Annotated in this window: 25 protein-coding genes; 11 read left to right on the forward strand and 14 right to left on the reverse strand. The window is 72.0% G+C overall.

What is annotated here, in order from left to right; all coding sequences use genetic code 11:
* Positions 1-9 precede the first annotated feature (9 nt).
* The 4 genes from AC3IF1_RS17590 to AC3IF1_RS17605 form a co-directional block, all read right to left on the reverse strand.
* On the reverse strand, positions 10-1,302 hold the full coding sequence (locus AC3IF1_RS17590; RefSeq protein WP_489218658.1) for an efflux RND transporter periplasmic adaptor subunit: 1,293 nt from the start codon (positions 1,300-1,302) through the stop codon (positions 10-12).
* A 131-nt stretch (positions 1,303-1,433) separates the two neighbouring features.
* On the reverse strand, positions 1,434-1,805 hold the full coding sequence (locus AC3IF1_RS17595; RefSeq protein WP_489218659.1) for a hypothetical protein: 372 nt from the start codon (positions 1,803-1,805) through the stop codon (positions 1,434-1,436).
* 76 nt (positions 1,806-1,881) lie between these two features.
* Entirely contained in the window at positions 1,882-2,901 is a 1,020-nt protein-coding gene (locus AC3IF1_RS17600; RefSeq protein WP_489218660.1) for a helix-turn-helix domain-containing protein, read from the reverse strand.
* A gap of 336 nt (positions 2,902-3,237) precedes the next feature.
* Positions 3,238-3,375, reverse strand: coding sequence for a hypothetical protein (locus tag AC3IF1_RS17605; RefSeq protein WP_243972826.1), 138 nt, complete (start codon positions 3,373-3,375; stop codon positions 3,238-3,240).
* Between the two features lie 230 nt (positions 3,376-3,605).
* Here AC3IF1_RS17605 and AC3IF1_RS17610 point away from each other — a divergent pair, with 230 nt between their 5' ends.
* The 4 genes from AC3IF1_RS17610 (at position 3,606) to AC3IF1_RS17625 (ending at position 5,167) form a co-directional block, all read left to right on the forward strand.
* The gene (locus tag AC3IF1_RS17610) at positions 3,606-3,782 is read left to right on the forward strand and encodes a hypothetical protein (protein ID WP_243972825.1); all 177 of its coding nucleotides are present in this window, start codon (positions 3,606-3,608) and stop codon (positions 3,780-3,782) included.
* A gap of 8 nt (positions 3,783-3,790) precedes the next feature.
* Entirely contained in the window at positions 3,791-4,033 is a 243-nt protein-coding gene (locus AC3IF1_RS17615) for a hypothetical protein (RefSeq protein WP_243972824.1), read from the forward strand.
* Positions 4,034-4,144: 111 nt separating this feature from the next.
* A complete protein-coding gene (locus tag AC3IF1_RS17620; protein ID WP_489218661.1) occupies positions 4,145-4,489 on the forward strand; it encodes an energy transducer TonB in 345 nt (114 codons plus the stop codon).
* A 417-nt stretch (positions 4,490-4,906) separates the two neighbouring features.
* A complete protein-coding gene (locus AC3IF1_RS17625) occupies positions 4,907-5,167 on the forward strand; it encodes a hypothetical protein (RefSeq protein WP_489218662.1) in 261 nt (86 codons plus the stop codon).
* 133 nt (positions 5,168-5,300) lie between these two features.
* Here the strand turns inward: AC3IF1_RS17625 and AC3IF1_RS17630 are convergent, their stop codons facing one another.
* Both AC3IF1_RS17630 and AC3IF1_RS17635 read right to left on the reverse strand, forming a co-directional pair.
* A complete protein-coding gene (locus tag AC3IF1_RS17630; RefSeq protein ID WP_243972820.1) occupies positions 5,301-5,474 on the reverse strand; it encodes a hypothetical protein in 174 nt (57 codons plus the stop codon).
* Positions 5,475-5,620: 146 nt separating this feature from the next.
* Positions 5,621-6,103 (reverse strand): DUF2721 domain-containing protein, encoded by a 483-nt coding sequence (locus tag AC3IF1_RS17635; protein WP_243972818.1) that lies wholly within the window; start codon positions 6,101-6,103, stop codon positions 5,621-5,623.
* A gap of 906 nt (positions 6,104-7,009) precedes the next feature.
* Here AC3IF1_RS17635 and AC3IF1_RS17640 point away from each other — a divergent pair.
* Together AC3IF1_RS17640 and AC3IF1_RS17645 are read left to right on the forward strand one after the other, a co-directional pair.
* On the forward strand, positions 7,010-7,840 hold the full coding sequence (locus AC3IF1_RS17640; RefSeq protein WP_489218663.1) for an outer membrane protein: 831 nt from the start codon (positions 7,010-7,012) through the stop codon (positions 7,838-7,840).
* A gap of 392 nt (positions 7,841-8,232) precedes the next feature.
* Positions 8,233-9,147 carry a manganese catalase family protein gene (locus AC3IF1_RS17645; protein ID WP_243968331.1) on the forward strand — a complete coding sequence of 305 codons (915 nt, stop codon included), beginning with the start codon at positions 8,233-8,235 and terminating at the stop codon, positions 9,145-9,147.
* A gap of 39 nt (positions 9,148-9,186) precedes the next feature.
* Here AC3IF1_RS17645 and AC3IF1_RS17650 read toward each other — a convergent pair whose 3' ends face one another.
* Positions 9,187-9,816: a hypothetical protein gene (locus AC3IF1_RS17650; RefSeq protein WP_489218664.1), complete on the reverse strand. Its 630-nt coding sequence runs from the start codon at positions 9,814-9,816 to the stop codon at positions 9,187-9,189.
* Positions 9,817-10,226: 410 nt separating this feature from the next.
* Here AC3IF1_RS17650 and AC3IF1_RS17655 point away from each other — a divergent pair, with 410 nt between their 5' ends.
* Positions 10,227-10,400, forward strand: a complete 174-nt coding sequence (locus AC3IF1_RS17655) for a hypothetical protein (protein WP_489218665.1) — start codon at positions 10,227-10,229, stop codon at positions 10,398-10,400.
* A gap of 3 nt (positions 10,401-10,403) precedes the next feature.
* On the opposite strand, the gene AC3IF1_RS17660 is transcribed toward AC3IF1_RS17655, so the two are convergent.
* Together AC3IF1_RS17660 and AC3IF1_RS17665 are read right to left on the reverse strand one after the other, a co-directional pair.
* Positions 10,404-11,090 carry a gamma-glutamylcyclotransferase gene (locus tag AC3IF1_RS17660; RefSeq protein ID WP_489220409.1) on the reverse strand — a complete coding sequence of 229 codons (687 nt, stop codon included), beginning with the start codon at positions 11,088-11,090 and terminating at the stop codon, positions 10,404-10,406.
* Between the two features lie 28 nt (positions 11,091-11,118).
* The gene (locus AC3IF1_RS17665) at positions 11,119-11,526 is read right to left on the reverse strand and encodes a hypothetical protein (protein WP_489218666.1); all 408 of its coding nucleotides are present in this window, start codon (positions 11,524-11,526) and stop codon (positions 11,119-11,121) included.
* A gap of 181 nt (positions 11,527-11,707) precedes the next feature.
* Between AC3IF1_RS17665 and recO the strand changes: the two genes are divergently transcribed.
* Both recO and parC read left to right on the forward strand, forming a co-directional pair.
* A complete protein-coding gene (gene recO, locus AC3IF1_RS17670; protein WP_489220410.1) occupies positions 11,708-12,427 on the forward strand; it encodes a DNA repair protein RecO in 720 nt (239 codons plus the stop codon).
* A gap of 166 nt (positions 12,428-12,593) precedes the next feature.
* The gene (gene parC / locus AC3IF1_RS17675; protein WP_489218667.1) at positions 12,594-14,840 is read left to right on the forward strand and encodes a DNA topoisomerase IV subunit A; all 2,247 of its coding nucleotides are present in this window, start codon (positions 12,594-12,596) and stop codon (positions 14,838-14,840) included.
* A 771-nt stretch (positions 14,841-15,611) separates the two neighbouring features.
* On the opposite strand, the gene AC3IF1_RS17680 is transcribed toward parC, so the two are convergent.
* The 3 genes from AC3IF1_RS17680 to gltX all read right to left on the reverse strand — a co-directional run bounded on the left by AC3IF1_RS17680 (position 15,612) and on the right by gltX (position 19,511).
* Positions 15,612-16,490 (reverse strand): DNA-3-methyladenine glycosylase family protein, encoded by an 879-nt coding sequence (locus tag AC3IF1_RS17680; RefSeq protein WP_489220411.1) that lies wholly within the window; start codon positions 16,488-16,490, stop codon positions 15,612-15,614.
* Between the two features lie 68 nt (positions 16,491-16,558).
* Positions 16,559-17,848, reverse strand: coding sequence for a citrate synthase (gene gltA / locus AC3IF1_RS17685; RefSeq protein WP_489218668.1), 1,290 nt, complete (start codon positions 17,846-17,848; stop codon positions 16,559-16,561).
* 235 nt (positions 17,849-18,083) lie between these two features.
* Positions 18,084-19,511 carry a glutamate--tRNA ligase gene (gltX, locus tag AC3IF1_RS17690; RefSeq protein ID WP_489218669.1) on the reverse strand — a complete coding sequence of 476 codons (1,428 nt, stop codon included), beginning with the start codon at positions 19,509-19,511 and terminating at the stop codon, positions 18,084-18,086.
* Positions 19,512-19,684: 173 nt separating this feature from the next.
* On the opposite strand from gltX, the gene AC3IF1_RS17695 reads away from it, so the two are divergent.
* Positions 19,685-21,946, forward strand: coding sequence for a ComEC/Rec2 family competence protein (locus tag AC3IF1_RS17695; protein ID WP_489218670.1), 2,262 nt, complete (start codon positions 19,685-19,687; stop codon positions 21,944-21,946).
* Here the strand turns inward: AC3IF1_RS17695 and lexA are convergent.
* Positions 21,940-22,674, reverse strand: a complete 735-nt coding sequence (lexA, locus tag AC3IF1_RS17700; protein ID WP_489218671.1) for a transcriptional repressor LexA — start codon at positions 22,672-22,674, stop codon at positions 21,940-21,942. The genes AC3IF1_RS17695 and lexA overlap by 7 nt on opposite strands.
* Before the next feature lie 242 nt (positions 22,675-22,916).
* Here lexA and AC3IF1_RS17705 point away from each other — a divergent pair, with 242 nt between their 5' ends.
* Positions 22,917-23,384, forward strand: a complete 468-nt coding sequence (locus AC3IF1_RS17705; protein WP_489218672.1) for a hypothetical protein — start codon at positions 22,917-22,919, stop codon at positions 23,382-23,384.
* Between the two features lie 67 nt (positions 23,385-23,451).
* Here the strand turns inward: AC3IF1_RS17705 and AC3IF1_RS17710 are convergent, their stop codons facing one another.
* Positions 23,452-23,667, reverse strand: coding sequence for a hypothetical protein (locus AC3IF1_RS17710; RefSeq protein WP_489218673.1), 216 nt, complete (start codon positions 23,665-23,667; stop codon positions 23,452-23,454).
* Positions 23,668-23,675 lie beyond the last annotated feature (8 nt).

Raw genomic sequence — 23,675 nt, forward strand, 5'->3', positions numbered from 1 at the left:
TCCGCCGCCTCAATCGTCGTGGCCGGCTTCGGCCTTGCCGAGCTCGGCCTTCAGCAGGAAGGTGTTGCCGATCGCGATCTCGGCGCCGGGCTCGAGCCCGGCGGTGACCTCGTGGGCTTCGTCGTCGGAGCGGCCGAGGGTGACCGGGCGCGCGGCGAAACCCTCGGCCGTGCGCACGAAGACCACGCTCCGGCCCGCGAGGGTCTGGACGGCCGCCTTGGGGATCCGGACCGGGACCACGTCCTCGGCGATCGCGACCTCGGCGGTGACGAAGGTCCCGGGCCGCCAGGCGAGGTCGGCGTTCGGCAGGGCGACCACCACCCGGGCCGAGCGCGTGTCGGCGTTGAGGAACGGGCTCACGAAGATCACCCGTCCCTCCGCGCGGCGCTCCGCCTCGCCCGCCCGGCCCGGGGTGACCGTGACGCGGGCGCCCTCCCGCACCTGGGCGAGATCGAGCGTCGGCACCGACAGCTCGATCCAGACCGTGGAGAGATCGGCCACGGTGTAGAGGTCGGCCGGGTCGCCCTCCTTGCCGACCGCCGTGCCGACATCGACCCGGCGCTCGACGATGCGGCCGGAGAGCGGCGCGCGCAGCGGGTAGCGCCGGAGCGTGGACTGGTTCGGGGTCGCCTCGTCGCGCTTCTGGGCGGCCGCGACCTCGCCGGCGTCGAGGCCGAGCGCCGACAGCTTCTGGCGGGCGAGGTCGACCCGGAGCTGGTTCTCCAGGAAGGCGGCCCGGGCGGTCTCGAAGGCCGCCTCCGAGGCGCTCCGGGAGGCGAGCAGCTTCTGCTGGCGCTCGTAGTTGATCCGCTGGAGCTCGGCCTGGACCTGGGCGGTGAGGTACTCGCTCTTGACGTCGGCGACCTCCCGGCTGTCGAGGATCGCCACGATCTCGTCCGTCCGCACGGCGTCGCCGAGGCGCTTGCGCATCTCGGCCACGGTCCCGACCACCCGGGCCGGGACCCGGGCGATCCGGTCGGTGTCGGGGGTGATGGTGCCGGGCACGAGGAGGTGGCGCGCCAGGGTGCCGCCGCCGACCGGCGCCGTGACGATGTCCTGCCCCGCGACCTGATCGGGCCGCATCCGGATCGCCCCCTCCGCCTGGCCCGCCTCGTGGGCCGGGCCGTCGTGCGGGTGGTCGTCCGGTGCGGTGTGACCGTCGCCGGCGGCCGGGGCCTGCGCGAGCCCGGCGACGGCGAGGGCCTGCCGCAGGCGGGCGGGCAGGGTCGGAACGGCGGCACCGAGGGCGATGCCGGCGGCCAGAAGGGCCCCGGCGAGGGCCGCGGACGGGAGGATGCGCATGGGATCGGCTCGGCCGGGACGGCGGGGCGCCGCGCGCGGCGGCCCGGAGGTCCGGTTCAGGGGTCGCGTGAGGGCGGGCCCGGGCCGTTTCCGGTCTCCGGGCGGGACGCGCGCCGGTCGGCGGCGTCAGCTCACGCCCGCGGGGGCCGCGGCAGCCGGTCGGGACTGACGGAGGCGCGCACCTCAGCGCGGCCGGCCCGCAGCGGCCGGCCCGGGACGGCGGCCGGCGCCACCGCCGCGATCTCCAGGCGGGCGGCCTGATGGCAGCCGCAATGGAGGTGGGTGTCGAGGCCGGGATCGACGGTAGCGGCGGCTGCCGGCGCGTCGAGGGCCGGTCCCGCGCCCCGGCCGTGATGGCTGCCCGCGTGGAAGGCGAGATCCGCCGCGAGGCCGAAGCCCGGTCCGGCGACCGACAGCGTCAGGACGAGCGCGAGCATGCGGACGGCGAGCGCCCACCAGCCCCGCGCCCGGACGGCGCGCCCATGCCGAACCCCGAAGATCATTGCGGGGGTTATGGTCGATGCGGGGCGGGGCGCACAAGGGGCCTGTCCCGACGCGGGCTCCGCACGGGCCTGCGCTTCAGGCCGCCAGCCTGAGGACCCAGCCGTAGAAATCCGTCCAGGCCTCGGTCGGGGCCGCGTCCGCGGGGGCCTCGGGCCGGGTCCGGAGGTCCCGGGGGGCGTGGCCATACGCGGCCCGGAAGGCCTGGGCGAAATGTGCGGGGCTCTCGAACCCCCAGCGATACGCCACCTCCGAGATGCGGGCGCCGCGCCCGCCGCCCGCGGCGAGGTCGCGGTAGGCGCGGGCGAGCCGACGCTGACGGATGTAGCCGGACACGCCCCCGAGCGGGACGAACAGGCGGTACAGGGCGCTGCGCGAGAGGCCGAACCGCCGCCCGAGCGTCTCGGCGTTCAGGTCGGGGGCGGCCAGCTCGGCCTCGATGAACCGGCGGAGGGCGAGGCGGAGCGGGGCGCTGTCCGGGTCTCGGCCGGCCGGCCCCGCGCCGGGCAGGCCGGAGGCCGCCGTGCCGAGCAGCAAAGCGGTCGCCTGCGCGGCCGCCGCGGCCTCCGGCTCCGAGAAGCCGGGGGCGTGCGCGGCGAGGGCGCGCAGATGATCGTTCAGCATCCGGCCGAACGGGCTCGCGCCCGGGATCACCCGACCGTGGAGGGAATCGAGCCCGCCCTGATGCGCGCCGAAGAGCCCGCGCGGCAGCACCACCGTCAGGGCCTCGTAGTCCGTGGAGCAGGCGGAGAGCGGCCGCGATAGGTCGAGCAGGCAGATGTCGCCCGGGCCGCAATCCCGCTCGCCGCCGCCGGCCTCGATCCGGGACCGTCCGGAGAGGCGGACATGGGCCAGGATGTGATCGACCCCCATGCGGGCCACGAGGACGCGTTCGCGGGTGAAGCGCAGGCCCGAGGCGCCGGCACGGCAGAAGATCGCATTGCCGAGGTGCTGGACATGCGACCGGCCGCGGAAATCCGCGAGATCTTCCTTCCGGATCGCGAAGGTCCAGAACGGCGCGACGGCCTCGCGCCAGGCCGCCGCCTGATGAAGACCTGGCCGCTCATCCTCGAGCCGGAGAACTGAGTTCGATCGCATCACCCGTGTCGTACACCCCCGTGTTCGAGTACTCGTCCGGCCGCGCCTCTTACAGGAGATGCGGCTTTAAAGAAAAGAGGAAGAGACGATGCCCCGCCGGTGATCGAATGCGGACCCGGACAGCGCGGGGGCTTCGCCTGGTTCCGAAAGCCGGCGATCACGGCGATGACGACGCCCTCGACCCGTGAGCGCGTTGCGCGCCGAGGGGTGCCGCGCCTGCGGCCATCCGGGACGACGGGCCGGATACGAGACGTCCCGCGAGCCGGACGGCTGCGGGACGGGAAAGTTGCACGGTCGTGAGGCCCCGGGGTTTCGGTGGTCATGGTTAACGGCGCGTTACCGGCCGCCGGGCGCTGCGTCGCTGCCCATGGCGCCATTGCCGGTGCTGCCGTTGGGCGTGCGCGGCGCGACGGCCAGTCCGGCGGAGCCGGCGACGCGGGCGAGCAGGGCGGACGGGACGGTGCGGCTGGTCATGATGCTCCGTCCCGATCGGGTCTCACCGTGCCGGCTGCAGCCGGCGATGACCTTGAAACCACCGGCAGCCGCCGGCTCGGGCCGAACAACGCCGGCCGGCCGGGCCCGTTCCGGGGCGAGCCGCTTCGGCGGCGTTGGCACAATCGTTCGTCGCGACCGTTTCGACCGGGAACAGCCGGGCGGGCGCCGAGCTTGTCCGACCAATGGGGCTGTGCGGACGCGAGTGTGGCGTGAAGGTCTTCCGGATCATGCAGGCGGCGACGGGTGTCATCCTCTGGATCGGCGCAGCGCTCGATTCCCTGACGGCCCTGGACGCGATGGCCCACGCGGCCGGTTACCGCGACCGTGCCGGCATCCCGCCCCACCTGCGGGCCGGCGGCCTTCACGTCGAGGAAGTGGAGGCCTGAGAGGGATCATGACCAAGCTGTTCATCGCGCAGGTGCGCGACGCCCGGGGACAGAAGCCCCTCGTCACGGTCAGGGCGGAGGCCGAGGGCGAGGCGCGCCTGTTCCTGACGGCGGCCTATCCGGAGGCCGAGATCGCCGCCATCGCGGAGCCCGGCGACTGGACGAGCGATGCCGATACCGGGACCAGGGCGGGCGACATTCGCGAGCATCCCGGGGTCGCGTGGCAGCCGCCATCCAGCCTGGCCGGCTGAGGCGGGAGCGTTCTGCGCCGGCCTGGGGACAGGTCCGGCGCGCCGGGCCGCTGACAACACGTGCAGCGGCCTCGTCGAGGGGAATTCAGCACGAAGCGCGGAGGCTGCGGCATGATTTCCGGCGATCCGACACCGCGGCTCTTCGCGGCCGCCGCCGCCCTCACCGGCACCGGGATCCTGATGTGCCGCGCGGAGCCGTCCGGGGACGGGATCCTGGTCGGCCTGCTCTGCCTCGGCCTCTGGGCCCTCGGGACCCTCGCGGCGCGGCCGACGCGCCCCGCGCGACCGGTACGGCCGATGGTTCTGGAGGCCGTCGTGGTGGAGACACCCAGGGCCCCGCCGGAATTGCTGCCCGCGCCCCGCCCCGCCGGCCTCCGGACGGCGCCCGCCCGCGGGCTCGGCCTGCCGACGCATCGGCAGCGGGTGGTCGAGCGGCACACGCATCGGCGCCGGTAAAGCATCAGGCCGAACGGTGGTTTCCGGCTTCCGGAGCGATGACGCGAAACCGAAGACCACGCGCATCGTCCGGGTTCCGATATCCCGGACGATGCGCGAGGGCCGTTCCCGGTCGCGTTGCGACGGGGAACGGCTCCGGCTCCGGGTCAAAACGTGCGTTCCTGCGCCGAACCGGCATCCCCTGCGGCGGAACGCACTCGCGACCGGGTCTGCGGGGCTGGAACCGGATCGGCCGGGGGAAAGACCGATCTCGGGCGCGCGTTTTCGGGCCGGATATTTCTGATATGCCATCTGTCCCAAGGGTCGACTGGGGAGGTGTACGTGTCGGGCTGTGTCTTCGCGAGCCGGGACGGGGGATCCTCGGCGCCCGGCGGCCCGGTCGCCGCGTAGGTGCCGTCAGCCGGTCCCGAGATCGCCATGGCCGCGCCCCCACCGCCGGCGCCCTATCGGCTGCACTGCGTCGTGCACCGGGAGAGCGCCAGCGGCATCATCATCCACGACGAGCAGATCCGCGCGCCCTCCGAGGCCGCGGCCGTGGCCGACGCGAAGGCCCGATTCGCGCAGCTCCTCTCCGGCCGTTCGGGCTCGGCGGCCCTGAGGGACGCGGCCGGCCGGATCGTCTGGTCCGGGCAGAAGAACACGCCCTCCGGGGCGGGGGCGCCCGAGACCGAATCGTAACGCCGCCGCGGAGAGCGCCGGCCCGGCCGCGTCCGCCGCATCATGCCGGATATCGACAGCGGCACGAGGTGCTGAGTTTCTGATTGGCCTCGTCTTGGTCCGAAAGCCGGCAGCCGCCTGTCGGGACGAGGCTCTAGCGACGCGGCTCCAGATCGATCACCGGACCGGCCGGATCGAAGAGCGCATCGTCGAGCGGGCCACCGTCATCCAGCTCGATCTCTTCGCGACGCCGGAACGGCGCGACCGACGACAGGACGCCAAGGGAGAGAGCTCCGGCCAGGAGGGCCACCAGGATCGCGATCGTCATGACGGAACCCTCGGACGTCGCGTGCGGCGACATGAAGCACCGAGCCGATTAAGGCCCGGTTCCCGCCAAGATGCAATCGAAACACGGCCAGCGGCGGCGCGGACGGGATCGGAGCGCACACGGCGCCGGGTGCGGGGCCGGCGGCGTCACCGCCGCGCGTGCGCCTGTTCCTGATGGCGGTCGACCTCGTCGCGCACGCCGCGACCGGCCATCAGGATCTCGGTCATGAAGGCGGTGATCGCCGCGACGGTGCAGACCAGGGCCGCCCCGAAGCACGCGAACAGGATCGACGCGGCGGCGCCGTCGCGCAGCGCCCCGACGAACAGCGTCAGCACGGCCAGGCCGATCAGGCAGCTCCCGAGCGAGGCCAGGGCGACGGCCACGTCGAGCACGAAGGAGCGCCGCCGCAGGAAGGTCAGCCGGCGGGACAGGCGGGCGGCCTCGGCGGTCGTCGCCCGGGCGGCCTCGGCCGAGAGGGCGTCGACCTTGTCGGAGATCCGGCCCAGGCGAGTCGAGAACACGTTGAGCAGCGTCGCCAGCGCCGAGAGCAGGAAGGCGGGGGCGAGCGCCACCTGGATGATGTGCGCGATGCTGTCGGGTTCGGTGGCATTGAGGGAGAAGCCGAACATCGGCGCGCTAGGCCCGCAGGCACGGCACGCCCGGGCCACGCCCGGGACCGGCTCGGACGGGGAATCGCGGCGGCACCATGCCGACAGGGTCACCACAGGATGGCCCCCGCGCGCAAGCCGCCATCAACGGCCGCGCGACCGGGTTGATGCGCGTGTCCCGGGATCGTGACCGCAGCGCCGGATACGGGCCGGGGAGGGGCGCCACGATCCGCTGATGCCGGGCGGTCCGCTCGCTCACGCTCGATATCTGCCGCTTCTCCACAGGCCGGTCGCTCCGCCCGGGCGCGGGCTGTGCCGGCGCCAGATCGTGCGAGGACGCGTGATTTACCCCGCGATTCGTCGGTTCGGCGCGACCCTGCACTGCTGAAACCCCATCGGCCAAGGGCATAAACCGCGGGTCGCCGAGATGAGCCACAATTGTCGGCGGCGGATGAGCCCCGGCGATCACTGGTCATGTTCAGGCGCCGGCCGGTCCGACCCGCGGAAGATTGACGTGAGGTCCCGGTGGAACGCGGCGGCGACCCGCCGGGACTCCGGGCGTTCGACGGCGGGCACGATCGCAACCGGGCGTCGGTTAAGGGTAACCGCTTTCTGCCGCGCCGCGTGGGCTTGCGGGCCGTCACCCGGTGCGGTCTAACGCACCGGGAAGCTTCCTGGTTGGTCCTGGGAACGTTCACGAGCGAACTCAAGCCCCGCACGCCTTCGCGCGGCGGGGCTTCTTGTTCACGGAATCATCTGGAATACCGGCATCGCGGCACTTTCATCGGGAATGTGCCGCAGCGCACGGGATTATCGGCCGCCCGAAAACATCACTTCGCGCTGTTGCAGCGCTGCACTATCGCGCGGCCGCAACCTGTCGTTCTGTGATCGGGTACACATCCCGCCCAACGGGAGACAGAGGACCAGATGATCAAGAAGCTTCTTCTCGCGAGCGCCGCCACGGCCCTCCTGACCGGCGCCGCCTCGGCCGCCGACCTGCCGCGCCGCGCCGCGCCGCCGCCGGTGTTCACCCCCGTGCCGGTGTTCACCTGGACGGGCGCCTATTTCGGTATCAACGCCGGCTACGCGTTCGACGCCAGCAGCAACAACACCTCGAGCTTCGCCGTCCCGGCCCCGTACGGCAACGGCACGACGGCCTATTTCGGCCAGCGCAACCAGGAAGGTTTCTCGGGCGGCGCCCAGGTCGGCTACAACGTCCAGTTCACCCCGGGCTCGGGCGTGGTGGTCGGCATCGAGGCCGACGCCCAGTACCTCGACTTCGGCCGCAGCCGGAACAACGCCCTGCTGGTCGGCGGCCTGGCCCCCGGCTACTACGTCACCGACCCGCGCGGCCTGTCGAGCCTCGACTACTTCGGTACCGTCCGCGGCCGCCTCGGCTACGCCTTCGACCGCGTGCTGGTGTACGGCACCGGCGGCTTCGCCTACGGCTCGGGCAGCGCCGACCGCTCCTTCGGCGGCTACGCCGGCAACGACAGCTTCCGCACCGGCTACGCGGTCGGCGGCGGCATGGAGTACGCCCTCCCGACCGACTCGTTCCTGAACTTCTTCCGCTCCTCGGCCGTGACGCTCAAGGTCGAAGGCCTGTACGTCAACCTCGACCGCAACACCCGCAACCAGGGCGCGTTCGTCATCAACGCCGCCACCAACTTCCCGGTGGCGTACAACACCCTCGGCCGCCGCTCCGACGAGTTCGCCGTCATCCGCGCCGGCCTGAACTACAAGTTCGGCTCGTACTGAGATCCGACAGCGAGGGCAGTGACTGACGGCCCGACCTTGCCGCTTGTTCGGCAGGGTCGGTTCGGAACGCTGCAGAGTGACCACCCGAACCACGCGGCGCACCGAACGCGCGCCGCGTGGTTTGTTTTTGGCCGACGCCCGCGCCGCCGACCGCCCGGGGTTTCGGGGCCGAGGCCCGGAAGGCGATGGCCTGCGGGCGATCGTCGTTGAGGTTGGCGGGCTTCCGGCGGTCCGCGCCATCATGGGAATCCGCACGGCTGCGCCGCGTCGCGCCCGGACCGCCGCGGCGTCATGGACCGGCCCCGGGGGCGAAGATCGACGGTTACAACCGGAACATGTGGCGGCCTCGCCGGTAAGCCCTATGCGCGTCTCGCGCAAACGGAGCTTTCCGCATGTTCATGAAGATCGACCGCCTGCTGACGGATCTGCCGGAGCCGAAGAAGCCGGAGCCCAACGCAGCCGCCGCCCTGCAGGAACTGCTCGGTGGCAAGTATGGCGAGATGTCGACCCTCGGGAACTACATGTTCCAGAGCTTCAATTTCCGCAACAAGACCAAGCTGCGGCCATTCTACAGCCTCGTGTCGAGCATTTTTGCCGAGGAAATCGGCCATGTCGAGCTGGTCTCGACCGGCATCGCCATGCTGAACAACGGCCCGGGCAACCCGGCCAAGGACGTCGATATCTCCAAGGCGCCCTTCGCCGAGATGCAGGATGTCCGCCTCGCCGGCAGCTTCCTGGCGAATGGCGGCGGCGCGATGCCGATGAACGCCAACGCCGCGTCCTGGAACATGGACATGGTGACGACGACCGGGAACCTGATCATCGACCTGCTGCACAACTTCCACCTGGAATGCGGCGCGCGCATCCACAAGCTGCGGGTCTACGAGACCATGATCGAGCCGACCGGCCGGGAAGTCTGCGCCTACCTGCTGGTGCGCGGATCCCTGCACGCCCACGCCTACGCGCTGGCGTTGAAGAAGCTGACCGGCGTCGAGATCGAGAAGATGCTGCCGACCCCGAACATCGACCTGTCGCGGGTGCCCGAGTGTCAGAAGTACCTCGACGAGGGCAAGCACCGGCGCCTCTACACCTTCAGCGAGGCGGATTACCAGGAAGCCGCCGGCGTCTGGTCGAACGACGAGGTGGCGCTGCCGGGGGACCCGCCGGGCAACCTCGAAGTGGTCGACGGCTATCCCGAGGGCGGCAAGATCCCGGAACTCGACGGCAATTACGGCGCCTTCGCGCCGGATTACGCGCCGGAGGAGATCTTCGAGATCGCCAGCAAGCTCTACAAGAAGGGGCGCTGATCACCGCGGGTCCGGCGACGCCGGACCCGGCTACGCCCCCTAAAGCGGCGGCACCGCGAGGCAGCCGCCGAGCGCCGTCCTCAGCGCCGCCGCGTCACTGTCCGCGACCGAAAAACCCGCCGTCAGGGTCTGATCCCCGGCGCGCGGGCTCGCCTGTGTCCAGGTCAACCGCGTGCCGGCCTGGGTCAGGGCGAGGGTGACGCCGCGCAGGGGATCCTCGCCCCGGCGGGAGCCAGCCACCGTCAGGCTGAAGCCCGTGTCGGGATCGCGCGTTTCCGCGCCCTGCGCCGGCATCCGCACGGACCGGACGCCGCCGGCATTCGCGACCAGGATGCCGGTGAGCGGCGCCGCATGTCCGTCCCCCTCCAGGCCGGCGACATCGAAGCCCTCCGCCGCTGCCGCGACGTGCGGGACCGTCAGCACCGCCGACAGGCCGGATCCGGCCGGATCGCAGGCGAGCCGCAGGGTGGCCGGATGCTGGCCGGCGCCGAAGGTGGCATGGCCGGAGAGTTCCATGAATCCCGCCACCGGCCGCGACCCATCGGGCAGGACGGGGGTGCCTCCGGTCAGGACGTCCGAGAGCCGGACGCCGTGCGGCCAGGGACCCGCCACGAGCACAGCGACCGCAACCACCAGAATCGCCAGAGCCACGCCGATCCTGAGCCGCATCCTGTCCTCCACCCGTGGGAAACCCGGGCCGGCGGCATAGCGCATCGTCCTGGACATCGGAACCAGGACGATGCGCTCCAGCACCGTCCCGACAATCGGACCCGGTACGATGCCGCAGGTCCTTGATTCCGCATCATTTTTCCGAAAGCCGGAAACCACCTTTCGGGATGATGCGCGCGGTCTCTGGTTCGGCATCATCTGTTTCCGAAAGCCGGAAACCACCTTTCGGGATGATGCGCGAGATCTCTGGTTCGGCATCATCTGTTTCCGAAAGCCGGAAACCACCTTTCGGGATGATGCTCCGGACGATCGCGGCCCGGCCGCAACCCTTCGTTCACCATGCTCGCGGGAACGGCCCACAACCGCAACCTGTGAGCCCGGCGGAAACTCCGTACAAACCGATCGATCCTATGCACGCCCGCTCAACCCTGAGCGTCGCGATGCGCATCAAGATCCTCCTGGCCCTGACCCTCGTCGTCTACGTCACGACCGGGCGTGCGCCGGGCATCCGCGAGCCGCGCAACCCGGATACCGAGCAGGCGGGTGGCCGCGTGGTGATCGCCATGAAGCGGGCCTGGTCGTGAGGGTCAGGCCGGCGCCGCGCAGGCCCTGAGCCGGGCGGCCACCAGGGCCTGGAGGCTCCACAGGTGCCGGTCGCGGATGCCGAGCCGCTCGCAGGCCTCGACGGTGCGGAACAGGTACTCGGCGCTCGGGCCGGCATGCCCGCAGGCGACGGCGATTTTTTCCGCGATCTCGGCGTCGGAGAGGCGGCCGGCGTAGCGCTCGCTGGCGCGGTTGGCCAGGAAGGTCAGCGCCGGGACGGTCCCGGCCTCGGTCTGCACCGGCAGCCAGCGGGCGACGTAGCCCCGGCCGCGCATCTCCCGCCGCCAGACCGGCATCAGCGCCGTGCGGATCTCCGTCCCGGGCAGGCGGAACGCGACGCCCCGGCACAGGCCACCGCGGTCGAGCGCCAGGACGAAGCCCGGCCGCTCCGGCGTTCCGCGGAATCGGCGCTGGAGCAGGCAGAAGCGCCGGTGGAAGCCGCGCACGGTCCCGAGCCGGCGCTCGGCCACGGGGAATTCCGGGCGCCACATCAGGGAGCCGTAGGCGAAGACCCAGATGTCGCGGCCCGCGCGCCCCGCGACGATCGCCTCCAGCCCCGGGCGCAGTTCCGCGTCGCTCAGGAGGTCGAGGGCGCTCGGATCATCGGGCACCGGGACGGAATGGGCGCGGGCGATCAGGTCGAGGCTGAGGTCGAGGGTGCGTGCCGGCATCGGGGACATGGCGGTCAACGCGGCCGGCTCACCGGGCGTTGCCGAGCGCGTCCAGTTCCGGGAAGGGTTGGCTGCGATGGCCGGTGCAGACCTCGTCGTCGTCGATCACCTCCAGCCGGTCGGCCTGGTAGTGCATCACCGCCTTGGGCCGCTCGGGCTTGCCGAAGGTCCGGCCGCTCATCCGGCTCGACACGCAGTAGATCGTCCGGCCGCCATCCGCGACCGGGCCGGCGAGCCGGCTGCCCTCGAACCGCACCGGCAGCAGCGAGACCGAACCGAATTCGACCTGCCTCAGGGCCAGGGCGGCGATCCGCGCCTTGAGGGCCGGGGAGGGCGCGTCCTCGGCGGCGGGCGGCTTCGTCGCCTTGGGGGCGGCCAGCGCGGCGGCCGAGGCGATTATCAGGGCGGCGAGAGCCAGGACGGCGCGAGACGGCATGCGGGCGATTCTCCGCGGCCAAGCTACCGCCCCCCGCCGGCCGCGCAAAGGCGGCACGGCCGCCGGACCTCACGGATCCCGACCACGGCTCGGGATCCGGGCAACGGCATCTTATATGACGGCCTCGACGCGGCTCACGGAGGCCGCGATCCCGACCCTGCCCGCCGGTGATGTGACCCCGATGCAATGGACCGACGACGCGCTGGTGCTGGGCTCACGCCGGCACGGGGAGAGCGGCGTCATCCTGGAGGCGATGACCGAGGCGCACGGGCGCCATCTCGGGCTCGTGCATGGCGGGCGCTCGCGCCGGATGCAGCCGGTGCTCCAGCCCGGCAACCGGGTCCGTCTGACCTGGCGGGCGCGCCTCGACGAGGGTCTCGGCGCCTACGCGGTGGAGCCCCTCGACTCGCAGGTCTCGCGCCTGATCGGGTCGGGGCTCGCCCTCTACGGGATCGGCCACCTGGCGGCCCTGCTGCGGCTCCTCCCCGAGCGCGACCCGCACCCGGCGCTCTATGCGGCGGCCGGGATCCTGGTCGAGCACCTCGACGATCCGGCCATCGCGCCGCCCCTGATGGTGCGCTTCGAGCTGGAGATCCTGTCGGAGCTCGGCTTCGGCCTCGACCTGACCGCCTGCGCCGCCACCGGCGGCAATGACGCCCTGGCCTACGTGTCGCCCCGGAGCGGCCGGGCGGTCAGCGCCTCGGCCGGCGAGCCTTTTCGCGATCGGCTGCTCGCCCTCCCCACCTTCCTGCACGCGGGCGGATCGCCGGGGCCGGACGGCGTTGCCCAAGGGTTTACCTTGACGGGGTACTTCCTCGACCGGCACGTCTGGGGCCCGCGCGGCCTCGCCCCCCCCGAGGAGCGGGCGCGATTCGTTGCGCTCGGTCGCGAGGCCGGGTAATGTTCCTGTTCTGTTCGAACCCGTTCGGCCGGGGCATTCCGGCCAAGCCCCGCCTCCAGATCCGCCACGCCGGCGGGTGACCGCGGCGGATCCGTCATCCGGGCCTTTCCGCACGGCCCCGGGGGCGAAACGCCGGGCGTTCGAAACGTTGCATTGAGGAGCCGTCATGGGCCAGCCCTTCGAGCCGCCATCCGGCGACGGGATCGAGAGCGTCGAGCTGAAATCCGCGCTCGAAGAGCGCTACCTCGCCTACGCCCTGTCCACGATCATGCACCGGGCCCTGCCGGATGCCCGCGACGGGCTGAAGCCCGTGCACCGGCGGATCCTCTACGGGATGCGGCTGCTGCGCCTCGATCCGAATACGGCGCACAAGAAATGCGCCAAGATCGTCGGCGACGTGATGGGCGACTTCCACCCGCACGGCGACCAGGCGATCTACGACGCCCTGGTGCGGCTCTCCCAGGACTTCGCCCAGCGCTACCCGCTGGTCGACGGGCAGGGCAATTTCGGCAACATCGACGGCGACGGCCCCGCCGCCTACCGCTACACCGAGGCCCGGCTCACCGAGGTCGCCCGCCTGCTCCTCGACGGGATCGACGAGGACACGGTCGATTTCCGGCCCTCCTACAACGGCGAGAAGGAGGAGCCGGTCGTTCTGCCGGCGGCCTTCCCGAACCTGCTCGCCAACGGCAGCCAGGGCATCGCGGTCGGCATGGCGACCTCGATCCCGCCGCACAACGCCGCCGAACTCTGCGACGCGGCGCTCTACCTGATCAACCATCCCGAGGCGACCTCGGCGCATCTCGCCAAATTCGTGCAGGGGCCGGACTTCCCCACGGGGGGCATCCTGGTCGATTCGGCCGAGTCGATCGCCGAGGCCTACCGGACCGGCCGCGGCGCCTTCCGGGTCCGCGCCCGCTGGACCAAGGAGGATCTCGGCCGCGGCACCTGGAACATCGTCGTCACCGAGATCCCCTACGGCATCCCGAAGGGACGGCTGATCGAGAAGATGGCCGAACTCCTCCAGGAGAAGAAGCTGCCGCTCTTGGCCGACGTGCGCGACGAATCGGCCGAGGACGTGCGCGTGGTGCTGGAGCCGCGCTCGCGCACGGTCGATCCGGTGATCCTGATGGAATCGCTGTTCCGGCTCACCGAGCTGGAGGCCCGGATCCCGCTCAACCTCAACGTCCTGGTCGGCGGCCTCGTGCCGAAGGTGATCGGGCTCGTCGAGTGCCTGCGGGAATGGGTCGACCACCGCCGCGTGGTGCTGCAGCGCCGCTCGCGCTATCGCCTCGGCCAGATCGACCGCCGCCTGGAGATCCTGGGCGGCCTGCTGATCGTCTACCTCGACCTCGACGAGGTGATCCGGATCATCCGCGAGGAGGACGAGCCCAAGGCCGCCCTCATGGCTCGGTTCGAGCTGACCGAACTCCAGGCCAACGCGATCCTCGACACCCGCCTGCGCTCCCTGCGCAAGCTGGAGGAGATGGAGCTGAAGCGCGAGTTCGAGGCGCTCACCGCCGAGAAGGCCGAGATCGATGATCTGCTCGCCTCCGAGCCGGCGCAGTGGAAGACGATCCAGGCGCAGATCCGCGCCGTGAAGAAGACGTTCGGGCCGGAGACCAAGCTGGGCAAGCGCCGCACGACGCTGGCGAGCCCGCCGGATGTCGGCGGCATCGACTTCACGGCGGCCCTGGTGGAGCGCGAGCCGATCACCGTGATCGTCTCCACCAAGGGCTGGATCCGGGCGCTCAAGGGCCACGTCGCCGACCTCTCGGGGGTGGCGTTCAAGGGCGACGACAGCCTGAAGATCGCCTTCCCCACCGAGACCACCCAGAAAATCCTGCTGCTCGCCACGAACGGCAAGGTGTTCACCCTGGAGGCCTCGAAGCTGCCGGGCGGGCGCGGCTTCGGCGACCCGGTGCGGCTGATGGCCGACCTCGACGACGGCACCGAGATCGTGGCGGCTCTGCCCTACCGGCCGGAGACCAAGCTGCTGATCGCGGGCTCGGACGGGCGCGGCTTCGTGGCGCCGGCCGACGCGCTGGTGGCCAACACCCGCAAGGGCAAGAGCGTGCTCGGCCTGGACGGCGACGCCACGGCGGCCGTGCTGGTGCCGGCGGACGGCGACCACGTGGCGGTGGTCAACACCGAGAAGCTGCTGCTGGTCTTCCCGGTCGCCGAAGTTGCCGAGCTCGCCCGGGGCAAGGGCGTCCGCCTCCAGCGCTGCCGCAGCGGCGGGCTGCTCGACGCGCACGTGTTCAAGCTGGCGGACGGCCTGCCCTGGCAGGACGGCTCGGCCGAAGGGCGGCTGGCCAACGCGGCGGTGCTGGAGAAGTGGCTCGGCCACCGGGCCGAGGTCGGGCTGATGATGGCGCGCAGTTTTCCGAAGTTCGAACGGTTCGGGCGCTGAGCGAAGTGAGATTGTGACGGGCTTCCGACCGGCCCCCTCATCGCTGACGGGCTGGCTGGAGGCCTCCTTCGAGGCCTCCGCTCCGCTGCGGCACCTCAGGATGAGGGCTCAATGTTCACACATCTTCATTCGACGAGGCCGGATTCGCGCGTCTCCCTCCCCCCTTTGCGGGGGAGGGTGGCCCCCGAAGGGGGTCGGGAGAGGGGAGCGACGGTGCAGAACATAGCTCTGTGCTATGTGAAGGTCGCGCCCCTTCCGGACACCGGGTTCCCCTCGTGCGGGACTTCGTCCCGGCCCGACCCCTGCTGACGCAGGGGCCACCCTCCCCCGCAGAGGGGGGAGCGCGCGCGCGTGGCAGTTCCGGAATGCCATACTCGGCAGCCGGACGAGGATCCCAAAGGCGAAGTGTAGATCCGTCAGGCGATGAGGGCGCGGGTGGGACAGACCCCGTCTCAGTGCGAACGCTGGCCGAGCCAGAGCGCGCCGAAGGCCAGCACGCCGCCACCAAATGGCACCGCGAGCAGGAGAAGGAACTGGGCTGTCGTCATGGGCAAAGGATCCGCGGCGGGTGCCGCGCACCCAATGTATGGCGCCATCCATGACCCCGCAAACAACCATGGTGATTGAACGCCGATGCGAACCGGTCCTCCGTCATCATGAGCGCAGCGAAGTGACCCAGGGTTAGCGCAGCATCCATCAGCGCGGGGCCGACTGGATCGCTTCGCTCCGCTCGCAAAGACGGCGGCGCCGGAGGGGGGATTGGCACCCCGATCACCGCCCCGTCACGGCCGCCTCGTCCGCCGCCCAGAGGTGCTGCGCCGCGTAAGCGCGGAACGGCCGCCACGCCTCGGCCAGGGCCAGAAGCTCGGCCGCGCTCGGCCGTCCGGTGGCGGTCGCGAGCGCCCGCAGCAGGCCGACATCGCCCACCGGCAGGGCGTCCGGCAGCTTGAGCGCCCGCATGGCGATGTATTGCGCCGTCCAGGGTCCGATCCCGCGGATCGCCGTGAAGCGCAGCACCGCGGCTTCCAGGGACTCGGCCGGGGCGAACAGGTCCCGGTCGGCCAGCGCCGCCGCGGCCAGCGCCCGGATCGCCGCGCCGCGGGCCCGCGGCATGTTGAGCGCCAGGGCGACATCCGCCTCGACCAGATCGGCCGGTGCGGGAAAGACGTGGGTCAGGCCGCCGAACGGCTCCGCGAGGGGCGTCCCGAAGGCCGCCACCATCTTCCCGGCGAGCCCGATCGCGGCGGCGACCGAGACCTGCTGGCCGAGGATCGCCCGGCAGCCGGTCTCGAACGGGTCCCAGGCGCCGGGCAAGCGCAAGCCCGGCCGCGCCGCCACGAGCGGGGCCAGAACCGGATCCCGGGCCAGGCAGACGGCAATGGCGGCCGGGTCGGCGTCGCAATCGAACAGGCGGCACAGGCGCGCGGAGACCGCCGGCGCGTCGCTGGTCCCGACGCCGCGGAGCGTTGCCTGCAGGCAGCCGTCGCCGGACTCGACGGTCACGAGGCCGTGCCGCCCCGCGACGCGGATCGTGCGGGCGTAGGCTGCCGCAGGGTCGATCGTCTCGACGCCCGGGATCGCGCGCTTGGCCAGGAAGGCGCGGATCGCCGCCCAATCGTAGGGCGGCCGATAGGGCAGGCGAAGCTCGATCGCCTCCGCAAACGCGAAGGGCGGCCTCTCGGCCGCCCCGCTGCTCGTCGTCCGGGACAGGTCCCGCCTCAGCCGCGGGCGTCGACCGGCACGTAGTCGCGCTGGGCCGGGCCGACATAGAGCTGGCGCGGCCGGCCGATCTTCTGCATCGGGTCCTCGATCATCTCGGCCCACTGGGCGATCCAGCCGACCGTGCGCGCCACCGCGAACAGCACCGTGAACATGTCGGTGGGGAAGCCCATCGCCTTGAGGGTGATGCCCGAGTAGAAATCGATGTTCGGGTAGAGCTTCTTCTCGATGAAGTACTCGTCCTTGAGGGCGATCTGCTCCAGCTCCATGGCGACGTGGAGCAGCGGATCGTCGGTCTTGCCGAGCTCCTTGAGCACCTGGTGCGTGGTGCTCTGCATGATCCGGGCGCGTGGGTCGTAGTTCTTGTAGACTCGGTGGCCGAAGCCCATCAGGCGGAACGGATCGTTCTTGTCCTTGGCCTTCGCGACGTACTTGCCGACGTTCTCGGGGGTGCCGATCTCCATCAGCATCTTGAGCGCCGCCTCGTTGGCGCCGCCATGGGCCGGGCCCCACAGGCAGGCGATGCCGGCCGCGATGCAGGCGAAGGGGTTGGCGCCCGAGGAGCCGGCGAGCCGCACCGTCGAGGTCGAGGCGTTCTGCTCGTGGTCGGCATGCAGGATGAAGATCTTGTCCAGCGCCCGGGCGAAGACCGGGTTGACCTCGTATTCCTCGCACGGCACCGCGTAACACATCCGCAGGAAGTTCGAGGTGTAGTCGAGATCGTTCTTCGGATAGACGAAGGGCTGGCCGATCGAGTATTTATAAGCCATCGCCGCCAGTGTCGGCATCTTGGCGATCATGCGGATCGACGCGATCATCCGCTGGCTCTCGTCGGTGATGTCGGTCGAGTCGTGGTAGAAGGCCGAGAGCGCCCCCACCGAGGCGACCATCACGGCCATCGGGTGCGCGTCGCGCCGGAAGCCGGTGAAGAACCGGTTCATCTGGTCGTGCACCATGGTGTGGCGCGTGACCCGGTAGTCGAAATCGGCCTTCTGGGCGGCGGTCGGCAGGCTGCCGAACAGCATCAGGTAGCAGGTCTCGAGGAAGTCGCCCTTCTCGGCGAGCTGCTCGATCGGGTAGCCGCGGTAGAGCAGCACGCCCTCGTCGCCGTCGATGTAGGTGATCTTCGATTCGCAACTCGCCGTCGAGGTGAAGCCCGGGTCGAAGGTGAAGGCGCCGGTCTGGGCGTAGAGCTTGCCGATATCGATGACGTCCGGCCCGATCGTCCCGGATTTCACCGGCAGCTCGATCGACTTGCCGTCCACGGTGATGGTGCTGGGTGCGCTCATGGATCGTGGACCCTTCTGTGGCGACGTGGCGGATGCCGGCCTCGGGCTGCCCGAGCCGGTCCCGGGGGCCTGAGCACCGCGCCGTATGCTGCGGGTGCTCACTGTCATGGGTTACCCAAACGGCACTGCAGCAGCAACGGGGTCGGTGACAACCGGACCCCGACGCCAAGCGAATTTGACCAAGCGAAATCCGGGCCGAAGGCCGCAGGTCCCATCCCGCACGCCGCGGAGACCCTCAGCCCTGCGGCGCTTGATCGCCGAGGCGGGCCAGGGTCTCGTCCCGGCCGAGCACCGCCATGACGTCGAACAGGGGCGGGGAGGTGGTCCGCCCCGTGAGCGCCGCCCGCAGGGGCTGGGCCACCTGCCCGAGCTTGCAGCCGGCCGTCTCGGCGTAGTGGCGCACGGCGCCCTCGGTCGAGGCCGCGCTCCAGTCGGGCACCGCTTCGAGCATCGGGCGCACCCCGGCGAGGCGGGCGCGGCCCTGGTCGGAGAGGAGGGCGCGGGCCTTGTCGTCCAGCGTCAGGGGGCGCTGCGCGGTGAGATAATAGGCGCTGTCGAGGAGTTCGATCAGGGTTTTGGCCCGCTCCTTCAGGCCCGGCATGGCCTGGGTGAGCTTGTCCTTCAGCTCTGGCCGCAGGGGCGCCGCGAGGCCGCGCTCGGGCCCGACATTCGGCAGGATCGTCTCGATCGCCGCCACGAGGTCGGCATCGGCGCTGGAGCGGATGTAGAGCCCGTTGAGGTTGGCGAGCTTGGCGAAGTCGAACCGCGCCGCCGAGCGCCCCACCGACCCCAGATCGAAGGCCGAGACCATCTCGTCGGTGGAGAACACCTCCTGGTCGCCGTGGCTCCAGCCGAGCCGCACGAGGTAGTTGCGCAGGGCCGCCGGCAGGTAGCCGAGGTCGCGATAGGCCTCGACGCCGAGCGCCCCGTGGCGCTTCGACAGCTTCGCCCCGTCGGCCCCGTGGATCAGCGGGATATGGGCCATCTTCGGGATCGCCCAGCCCAGGGCCGAGAAGATCTGGCTCTGGCGCGCCGCGTTGGTGAGGTGGTCGTCGCCGCGGATGATCTGGGTGACGCTCATGTCGTGGTCGTCGACCACCACGGCGAGCATGTAGGTGGGCGTGCCGTCCGAGCGCAGAAGCACGAGGTCGTCCAGATCCTTGTTGGCCCAGGTCACCCGGCCCTGGACGGCGTCCTCCACCACGGTCTCGCCCTCCAGGGGCGCCCGCAGGCGGATCACCGGCTTGACCCCGGCGGGGGCCTCGGCCGGGTCGCGGTCGCGCCAGCGCCCGTCGTAGCGGGGCGCACGACCCTCGGCCCGGGCGGTCTCGCGCATCTGCGTGAGTTCCTCGGCGGTGGCGTAGCAATGATAGGCGCGGCCCGCGGCCAGCAGCTCCTCGGCCACCGCCCGGTGGCGCTCGGCCCGGGCGAACTGGAAGATCACGTCCCCGTCCCAATCGAGGCCGAGCCAGGTGAGGCCGTCGAGGATCGCGTCGATCGCGCCCTTGGTGGAGCGCTCCCGGTCGGTATCCTCGATGCGCAGCAGCATCCGGCCGCCCGTGTGGCGGGCATAGAGCCAGTTGAACAAAGCCGTGCGGGCCCCGCCAATATGCAGGTAGCCGGTGGGCGAGGGGGCGAAGCGCGTGACGACGGCTGAGGACATCGGTCCGGTGTGTTCGGGGGCGGGTCGGGAGGGGGCGCAAGGCGCGGCGCGGGGCTCGACACGGCGCCCTAGCACGAAGCGCCGGCTGTAGCACGGGCCGCCGGATGGGTTAAGAATCGGGCCGGGAATCGCTGGGCCGGCGTCGACAGATCGCGCGGATCGGGGCGGCGGCAATGCGGCGGATCGGCGCGAGGCTGGCGGGGGGCGTGCTGACGCGGGCCACCCCGCGCGCGGCGGCGCTCCCGGCGCTGCGCGACTGGGCCGCCGCGGGCCTCGCCCGGGAGGCCGAGCAGCGCCGCCTGTTCCCCTGGCTGGCGGTGGCCTTCGGCGCCGGGATCCTGGTCTATTTCGCGGCGGCGGACGGCGAGCCGGTCCTGGCCGCCCCGCTGATCGGGGCCGCCCTCGCCCTGGCGCCGGTGCCGGTCCTGGGCGCGCGGCCGGCGGCCCTGGCCCTGGCCCTGGCGGCGGCGGCCGCGTTCCTGGGCTTCGCGGCGGCGACCTGGCGGGTCGCGCAGGTCGACGCGCCGATCCTAGCCCGGACCACCATCGGGCCGCTCACCGGCATGGTCGAGGCGCTGGACGAGCGCGAGGTCGGCGCCCGGCTGGTGATCCGGGTGGAGAGTTTTGCCGGGCTCGCGCCGGAGCTGCGGCCGGCCCGGGTGCGGGTCTCGTTCCGCAAGACGCCGATCCCGCGGCCCGGGGAGTCCATCGCGGCGACCGCCCGGTTGCTGCCACCCCCGGAGGCGGCCCGGCCGGGGGGCTACGACTTCGCCCGGGACGCCTATTTCCAGGGCATCGGCGCGGTGGGCTCCCTGGTCGGCGCGGTCACGGTCCGGGCACCCGCGGAGCCGCCGCCCCTGCGCCTGCGCCTCGCCGCCCTGCTGGACGAGGCCCGCAACGCGCTGACCCGCCGGATCGCGGGGGCCGAGGGCGGCCAGGCGGGGGCGGTGGCGGCCGCCCTGGTGACGGGCAAGCGCGGGCTGATCGGCCCGGCCACCAACGATGCGCTGCGCGCCGCCGGCATCTACCACGTGGTCTCGATCTCGGGTCTCCACATGGTGCTGGCCGCCGGCGTCGTCTTCTGGCTGGTCCGGGCCGCCCTCGCCCTGGTCCCCCATTGCGCGCTGTTCTGGCCGATCAAGAAGATCGCGGCCGGCTTCGCCATGGTGGGGGTGAGCGCCTACTGCGCCTTCTCGGGCTGGGACATCGCCGCCGAGCGCTCGCTGATCATGACCCTGATCATGCTGGGCGCGATCCTCGCCGACCGGCCGGCCCTGTCGATGCGCAACCTCGCGCTGGCCGCCCTGATCGCCCTGGCGCGGGAGCCGGAGGGCCTGCTCGGCCCCAGCTTCCAGATGTCGTTCGGGGCGGTGGCCGGGCTGATCGCCTGCGCGCGGCTGATCGACGGGCGCCTCTTCGTCCGGCCCGGGGCGGGGCGGATCGGCCGGCTCGTCGGCACCGGGCTGTCGGCGGTCACCGGCACCCTGGCGACGACCCTGGTGGCGCAGGTCGCCACCGCGCCCTTCGCCACCTACCATTTCCAGACGGTCCAGCCGTTCGGCCTCGTCGGCAACGCACTGACCCTGCCGCTGGTCTCGCTGGTGGTGATGCCGTCCGCGGTCATCGGGATCCTGGCCTATCCCTTCGCCCTCGACCGGCCGGTCTGGTGGCTGATGGGGCAGGCGGTCGGCGGCATGCTGGCGATCTCCGCGTGGATCGCCGGGTTCGAGCGGGCGACCGTGGTGCTGCCGGCCTTCGGCACCGGCGCCCTGGCCGCGATGACGGCGGGCCTGCTGCTGGCGACGCTCCCGGCCTCGCGGCTGCGCTGGCTCGCCGTGCCGCCCCTCCTGCTCGGGCTCGGCCTCGCGGCCCTTCCGGACCGGCAGGACCTCTACGTCGACCGGCAGGGCTGGGGCGCGGCGGTGCGGGGGCCGGACGGCCGCCTGGCCGCCCTCGGCAGCCCCTCCGGCTTCGTGCTGGAACAATGGCTGAAGGCGGATGGCGACGGGCGCCGGCCCGACCGGGCGGCCGGAGCGGGGCCCGGCGGCCGCTGCGACCGGCTCGGCTGTACGGCGCTTCTGCCGGACGGACGGGCGGTGGCCCTGATCCGGGACCGGCGCGCCTTCCCCGAGGATTGCGCCCGGGCCGCCGTGGTGATCACGAGTCTCACGGCGCCGCCGACCTGCACGGGGCCGCTGGTGATCGACCGCCGGGTCCTGGCGGCGCACGGCGCCGTCGCCCTGCGCGTCGACGGGGGCGGGTTCACGATGCGCGCGGCCCGCGGCGACGGACGGTCGCTGCCCTGGCGTCCGCGGGCGGCACCGCCGGCCGGCTCCGAGCCGGGGGCGGATCTCCCCGCCGAGGGAACCGGCGGCATGGCCTCATCCGAAGTGCCGCAAGCCCCGGCCGACGCCCCGGCGGAACCGCTTCAGTAGCGGCGCACGAGGCTGACGAGCCGGCCCTGGATCTGGACCCGGTCGGGACCGAGCACACGGGTCTCGTAGGCCGGGTTGGCGGCCTCGAGGGCGATCGAGGAGCCGCGGCGCCGCAGGCGCTTGAGCGTCGCCTCCTCGTCGTCGATCAGCGCCACGATGATGTCGCCGGTATTGGCGGTGTCCTGCTTGCGGATCACCACGAGGTCGCCGTCGAGGATTCCGGCCTCGACCATCGAATCGCCGCGCACCTCCAGGGCGTAGTGCTCGCCCCCGGCCAGGAAGTCCGGGGAGAGGGTGATGGCGTGGCTCTGGTTCTGGATCGCCGAGACCGGCGTACCCGCCGCGATCCGGCCCATCACGGGGATCGAGATGGACCGGCCGCCGTCGTCGATCATCCGGGTCGCCGCCGGCTGGGACGGCTGGGACGGCTGCCTGGACTTGCCACCCTCGACCACGCTCGGGGTGAAGCGGCGCGGCTCGGGGGCGGGGGCCGGGGTCGGCGACCGGTGCAGGCTCTCGGGGATGCGGATCACCTCGATGGCGCGCGCCCGGTTCGGGAGGCGGCGCAGGAAACCGCGCTCCTCCAGGGCCGTGATCAGCCGGTGGATGCCCGATTTCGACTTCAGGTCGAGGGCGTCTTTCATCTCGTCGAAGGACGGGGGAACGCCGCATTCCTGCATGCGGCTCTGGATGAACCGCAGAAGGTCCAGCTGCTTGCGCGTGAGCATCGAAGGGGGCCTCGCGGCTTGGCGGACCGCCCCAGGGCGGCCGCTGAAACAAATCGCGAACACGTTAAACGTTCCGCAAGTGTTCCGCAAGCGTAATACGGCCACGCTCGTGTCCCGGCGGCAGAGGCGGAGCACAAACGCATTGACGGCACAAGCGGAGCCGTTTCAATGCACCCGGGCGCCCCGCCGGACAAGACCGGCGGCTCCGGCGGCGGGTCGGTATCGGGCTGGGAATGATGAGGATGCGACAGCTCGCGGCGCCAGGGTCCATCCGTTTCGCCCTGGGCGTCGCCCTCCTGGGCTCGGCGCTCGCCGGCTGCACCACCGGCTTCTCGTACATCTCGCGGAACTACGTGGCGCTCACCCCCCAGGTGGTGACGATCGGCTGCAAGGAGCCCTACGAGGTCTACGACAACCGGCAGCTGCGCCGGATGCTGATCGTCTCGAACGCCCTGCGCGAATATGCCGGTTGCAACCTGAGCGAGGTCCGGATCGATCCCGAGCCGGAGGCGACCCGAGTCAAGCGCTTCCGCACCGCCGCCCGCGCCTATCTCGACGAGACCGTGCGGGAGGAGTGCCGGGTCACCGGCGAGACCGTGTTCGATCCGCTGAAGACCGAGTTCGCCTATGCCTGCGACGCGCCGGTCGAGAGGCGGGGCACGGTGGTGCCGCGCCTGCCCGGCCGCAATCCGGGGCCCGCCCAGCGCTGATCCGCCGGGCCGGAGGGGTCCGGCGTCCCTGACCCGCCGGCCGGGACACCGGTGCCGGGGGGATGCGTCAGGCATCCGGCTTCGGGAAGGTGCGCTCGGTGGCGTCGCCGGCCGCCGCCAGCAGGGCGCGCGCGAAGGCCCGGGCCTCGGCCCGGTCCAGCACGATCGCGGCGGTGACCGGCCCGCCCCCGAGATCCGACAGGGCGAGTTCCAGCCGCACCCCCTCGGGCACGGCGCTCGCCTGCAGGCTCCAGCCCGGCCCCCGTTCCGCGCTCTCCGCCATCGCTCAAC

Source organism: Methylobacterium sp. E-012 (genome assembly GCF_057836545.1).

Coding starts and splice junctions, on each gene's coding strand:
- AC3IF1_RS17620 (WP_489218661.1), top strand. CDS start 4,145: ATGATTTCCGGCGATCCGACACCGCGGCTCTTCGCGGCCGCCGCCGCC.
- AC3IF1_RS17660 (WP_489220409.1), bottom strand. CDS start 11,090: ATGCCGGCACGCACCCTCGACCTCAGCCTCGACCTGATCGCCCGCGCC.
- AC3IF1_RS17695 (WP_489218670.1), top strand. CDS start 19,685: ATGCGGCGGATCGGCGCGAGGCTGGCGGGGGGCGTGCTGACGCGGGCC.
- AC3IF1_RS17595 (WP_489218659.1), bottom strand. CDS start 1,805: ATGATCTTCGGGGTTCGGCATGGGCGCGCCGTCCGGGCGCGGGGCTGG.
- AC3IF1_RS17590 (WP_489218658.1), bottom strand. CDS start 1,302: ATGCGCATCCTCCCGTCCGCGGCCCTCGCCGGGGCCCTTCTGGCCGCC.
- AC3IF1_RS17630 (WP_243972820.1), bottom strand. CDS start 5,474: ATGACGATCGCGATCCTGGTGGCCCTCCTGGCCGGAGCTCTCTCCCTT.
- parC (WP_489218667.1), top strand. CDS start 12,594: ATGGGCCAGCCCTTCGAGCCGCCATCCGGCGACGGGATCGAGAGCGTC.
- AC3IF1_RS17710 (WP_489218673.1), bottom strand. CDS start 23,667: ATGGCGGAGAGCGCGGAACGGGGGCCGGGCTGGAGCCTGCAGGCGAGC.
- AC3IF1_RS17645 (WP_243968331.1), top strand. CDS start 8,233: ATGTTCATGAAGATCGACCGCCTGCTGACGGATCTGCCGGAGCCGAAG.
- AC3IF1_RS17635 (WP_243972818.1), bottom strand. CDS start 6,103: ATGTTCGGCTTCTCCCTCAATGCCACCGAACCCGACAGCATCGCGCAC.
- lexA (WP_489218671.1), bottom strand. CDS start 22,674: ATGCTCACGCGCAAGCAGCTGGACCTTCTGCGGTTCATCCAGAGCCGC.
- AC3IF1_RS17600 (WP_489218660.1), bottom strand. CDS start 2,901: ATGCGATCGAACTCAGTTCTCCGGCTCGAGGATGAGCGGCCAGGTCTT.
- AC3IF1_RS17615 (WP_243972824.1), top strand. CDS start 3,791: ATGACCAAGCTGTTCATCGCGCAGGTGCGCGACGCCCGGGGACAGAAG.
- AC3IF1_RS17605 (WP_243972826.1), bottom strand. CDS start 3,375: ATGACCAGCCGCACCGTCCCGTCCGCCCTGCTCGCCCGCGTCGCCGGC.
- gltA (WP_489218668.1), bottom strand. CDS start 17,848: ATGAGCGCACCCAGCACCATCACCGTGGACGGCAAGTCGATCGAGCTG.
- AC3IF1_RS17655 (WP_489218665.1), top strand. CDS start 10,227: ATGCACGCCCGCTCAACCCTGAGCGTCGCGATGCGCATCAAGATCCTC.
- gltX (WP_489218669.1), bottom strand. CDS start 19,511: ATGTCCTCAGCCGTCGTCACGCGCTTCGCCCCCTCGCCCACCGGCTAC.
- recO (WP_489220410.1), top strand. CDS start 11,708: ATGCAATGGACCGACGACGCGCTGGTGCTGGGCTCACGCCGGCACGGG.
- AC3IF1_RS17665 (WP_489218666.1), bottom strand. CDS start 11,526: ATGCCGTCTCGCGCCGTCCTGGCTCTCGCCGCCCTGATAATCGCCTCG.
- AC3IF1_RS17650 (WP_489218664.1), bottom strand. CDS start 9,816: ATGCGGCTCAGGATCGGCGTGGCTCTGGCGATTCTGGTGGTTGCGGTC.
- AC3IF1_RS17640 (WP_489218663.1), top strand. CDS start 7,010: ATGATCAAGAAGCTTCTTCTCGCGAGCGCCGCCACGGCCCTCCTGACC.
- AC3IF1_RS17625 (WP_489218662.1), top strand. CDS start 4,907: ATGGCCGCGCCCCCACCGCCGGCGCCCTATCGGCTGCACTGCGTCGTG.
- AC3IF1_RS17705 (WP_489218672.1), top strand. CDS start 22,917: ATGCGACAGCTCGCGGCGCCAGGGTCCATCCGTTTCGCCCTGGGCGTC.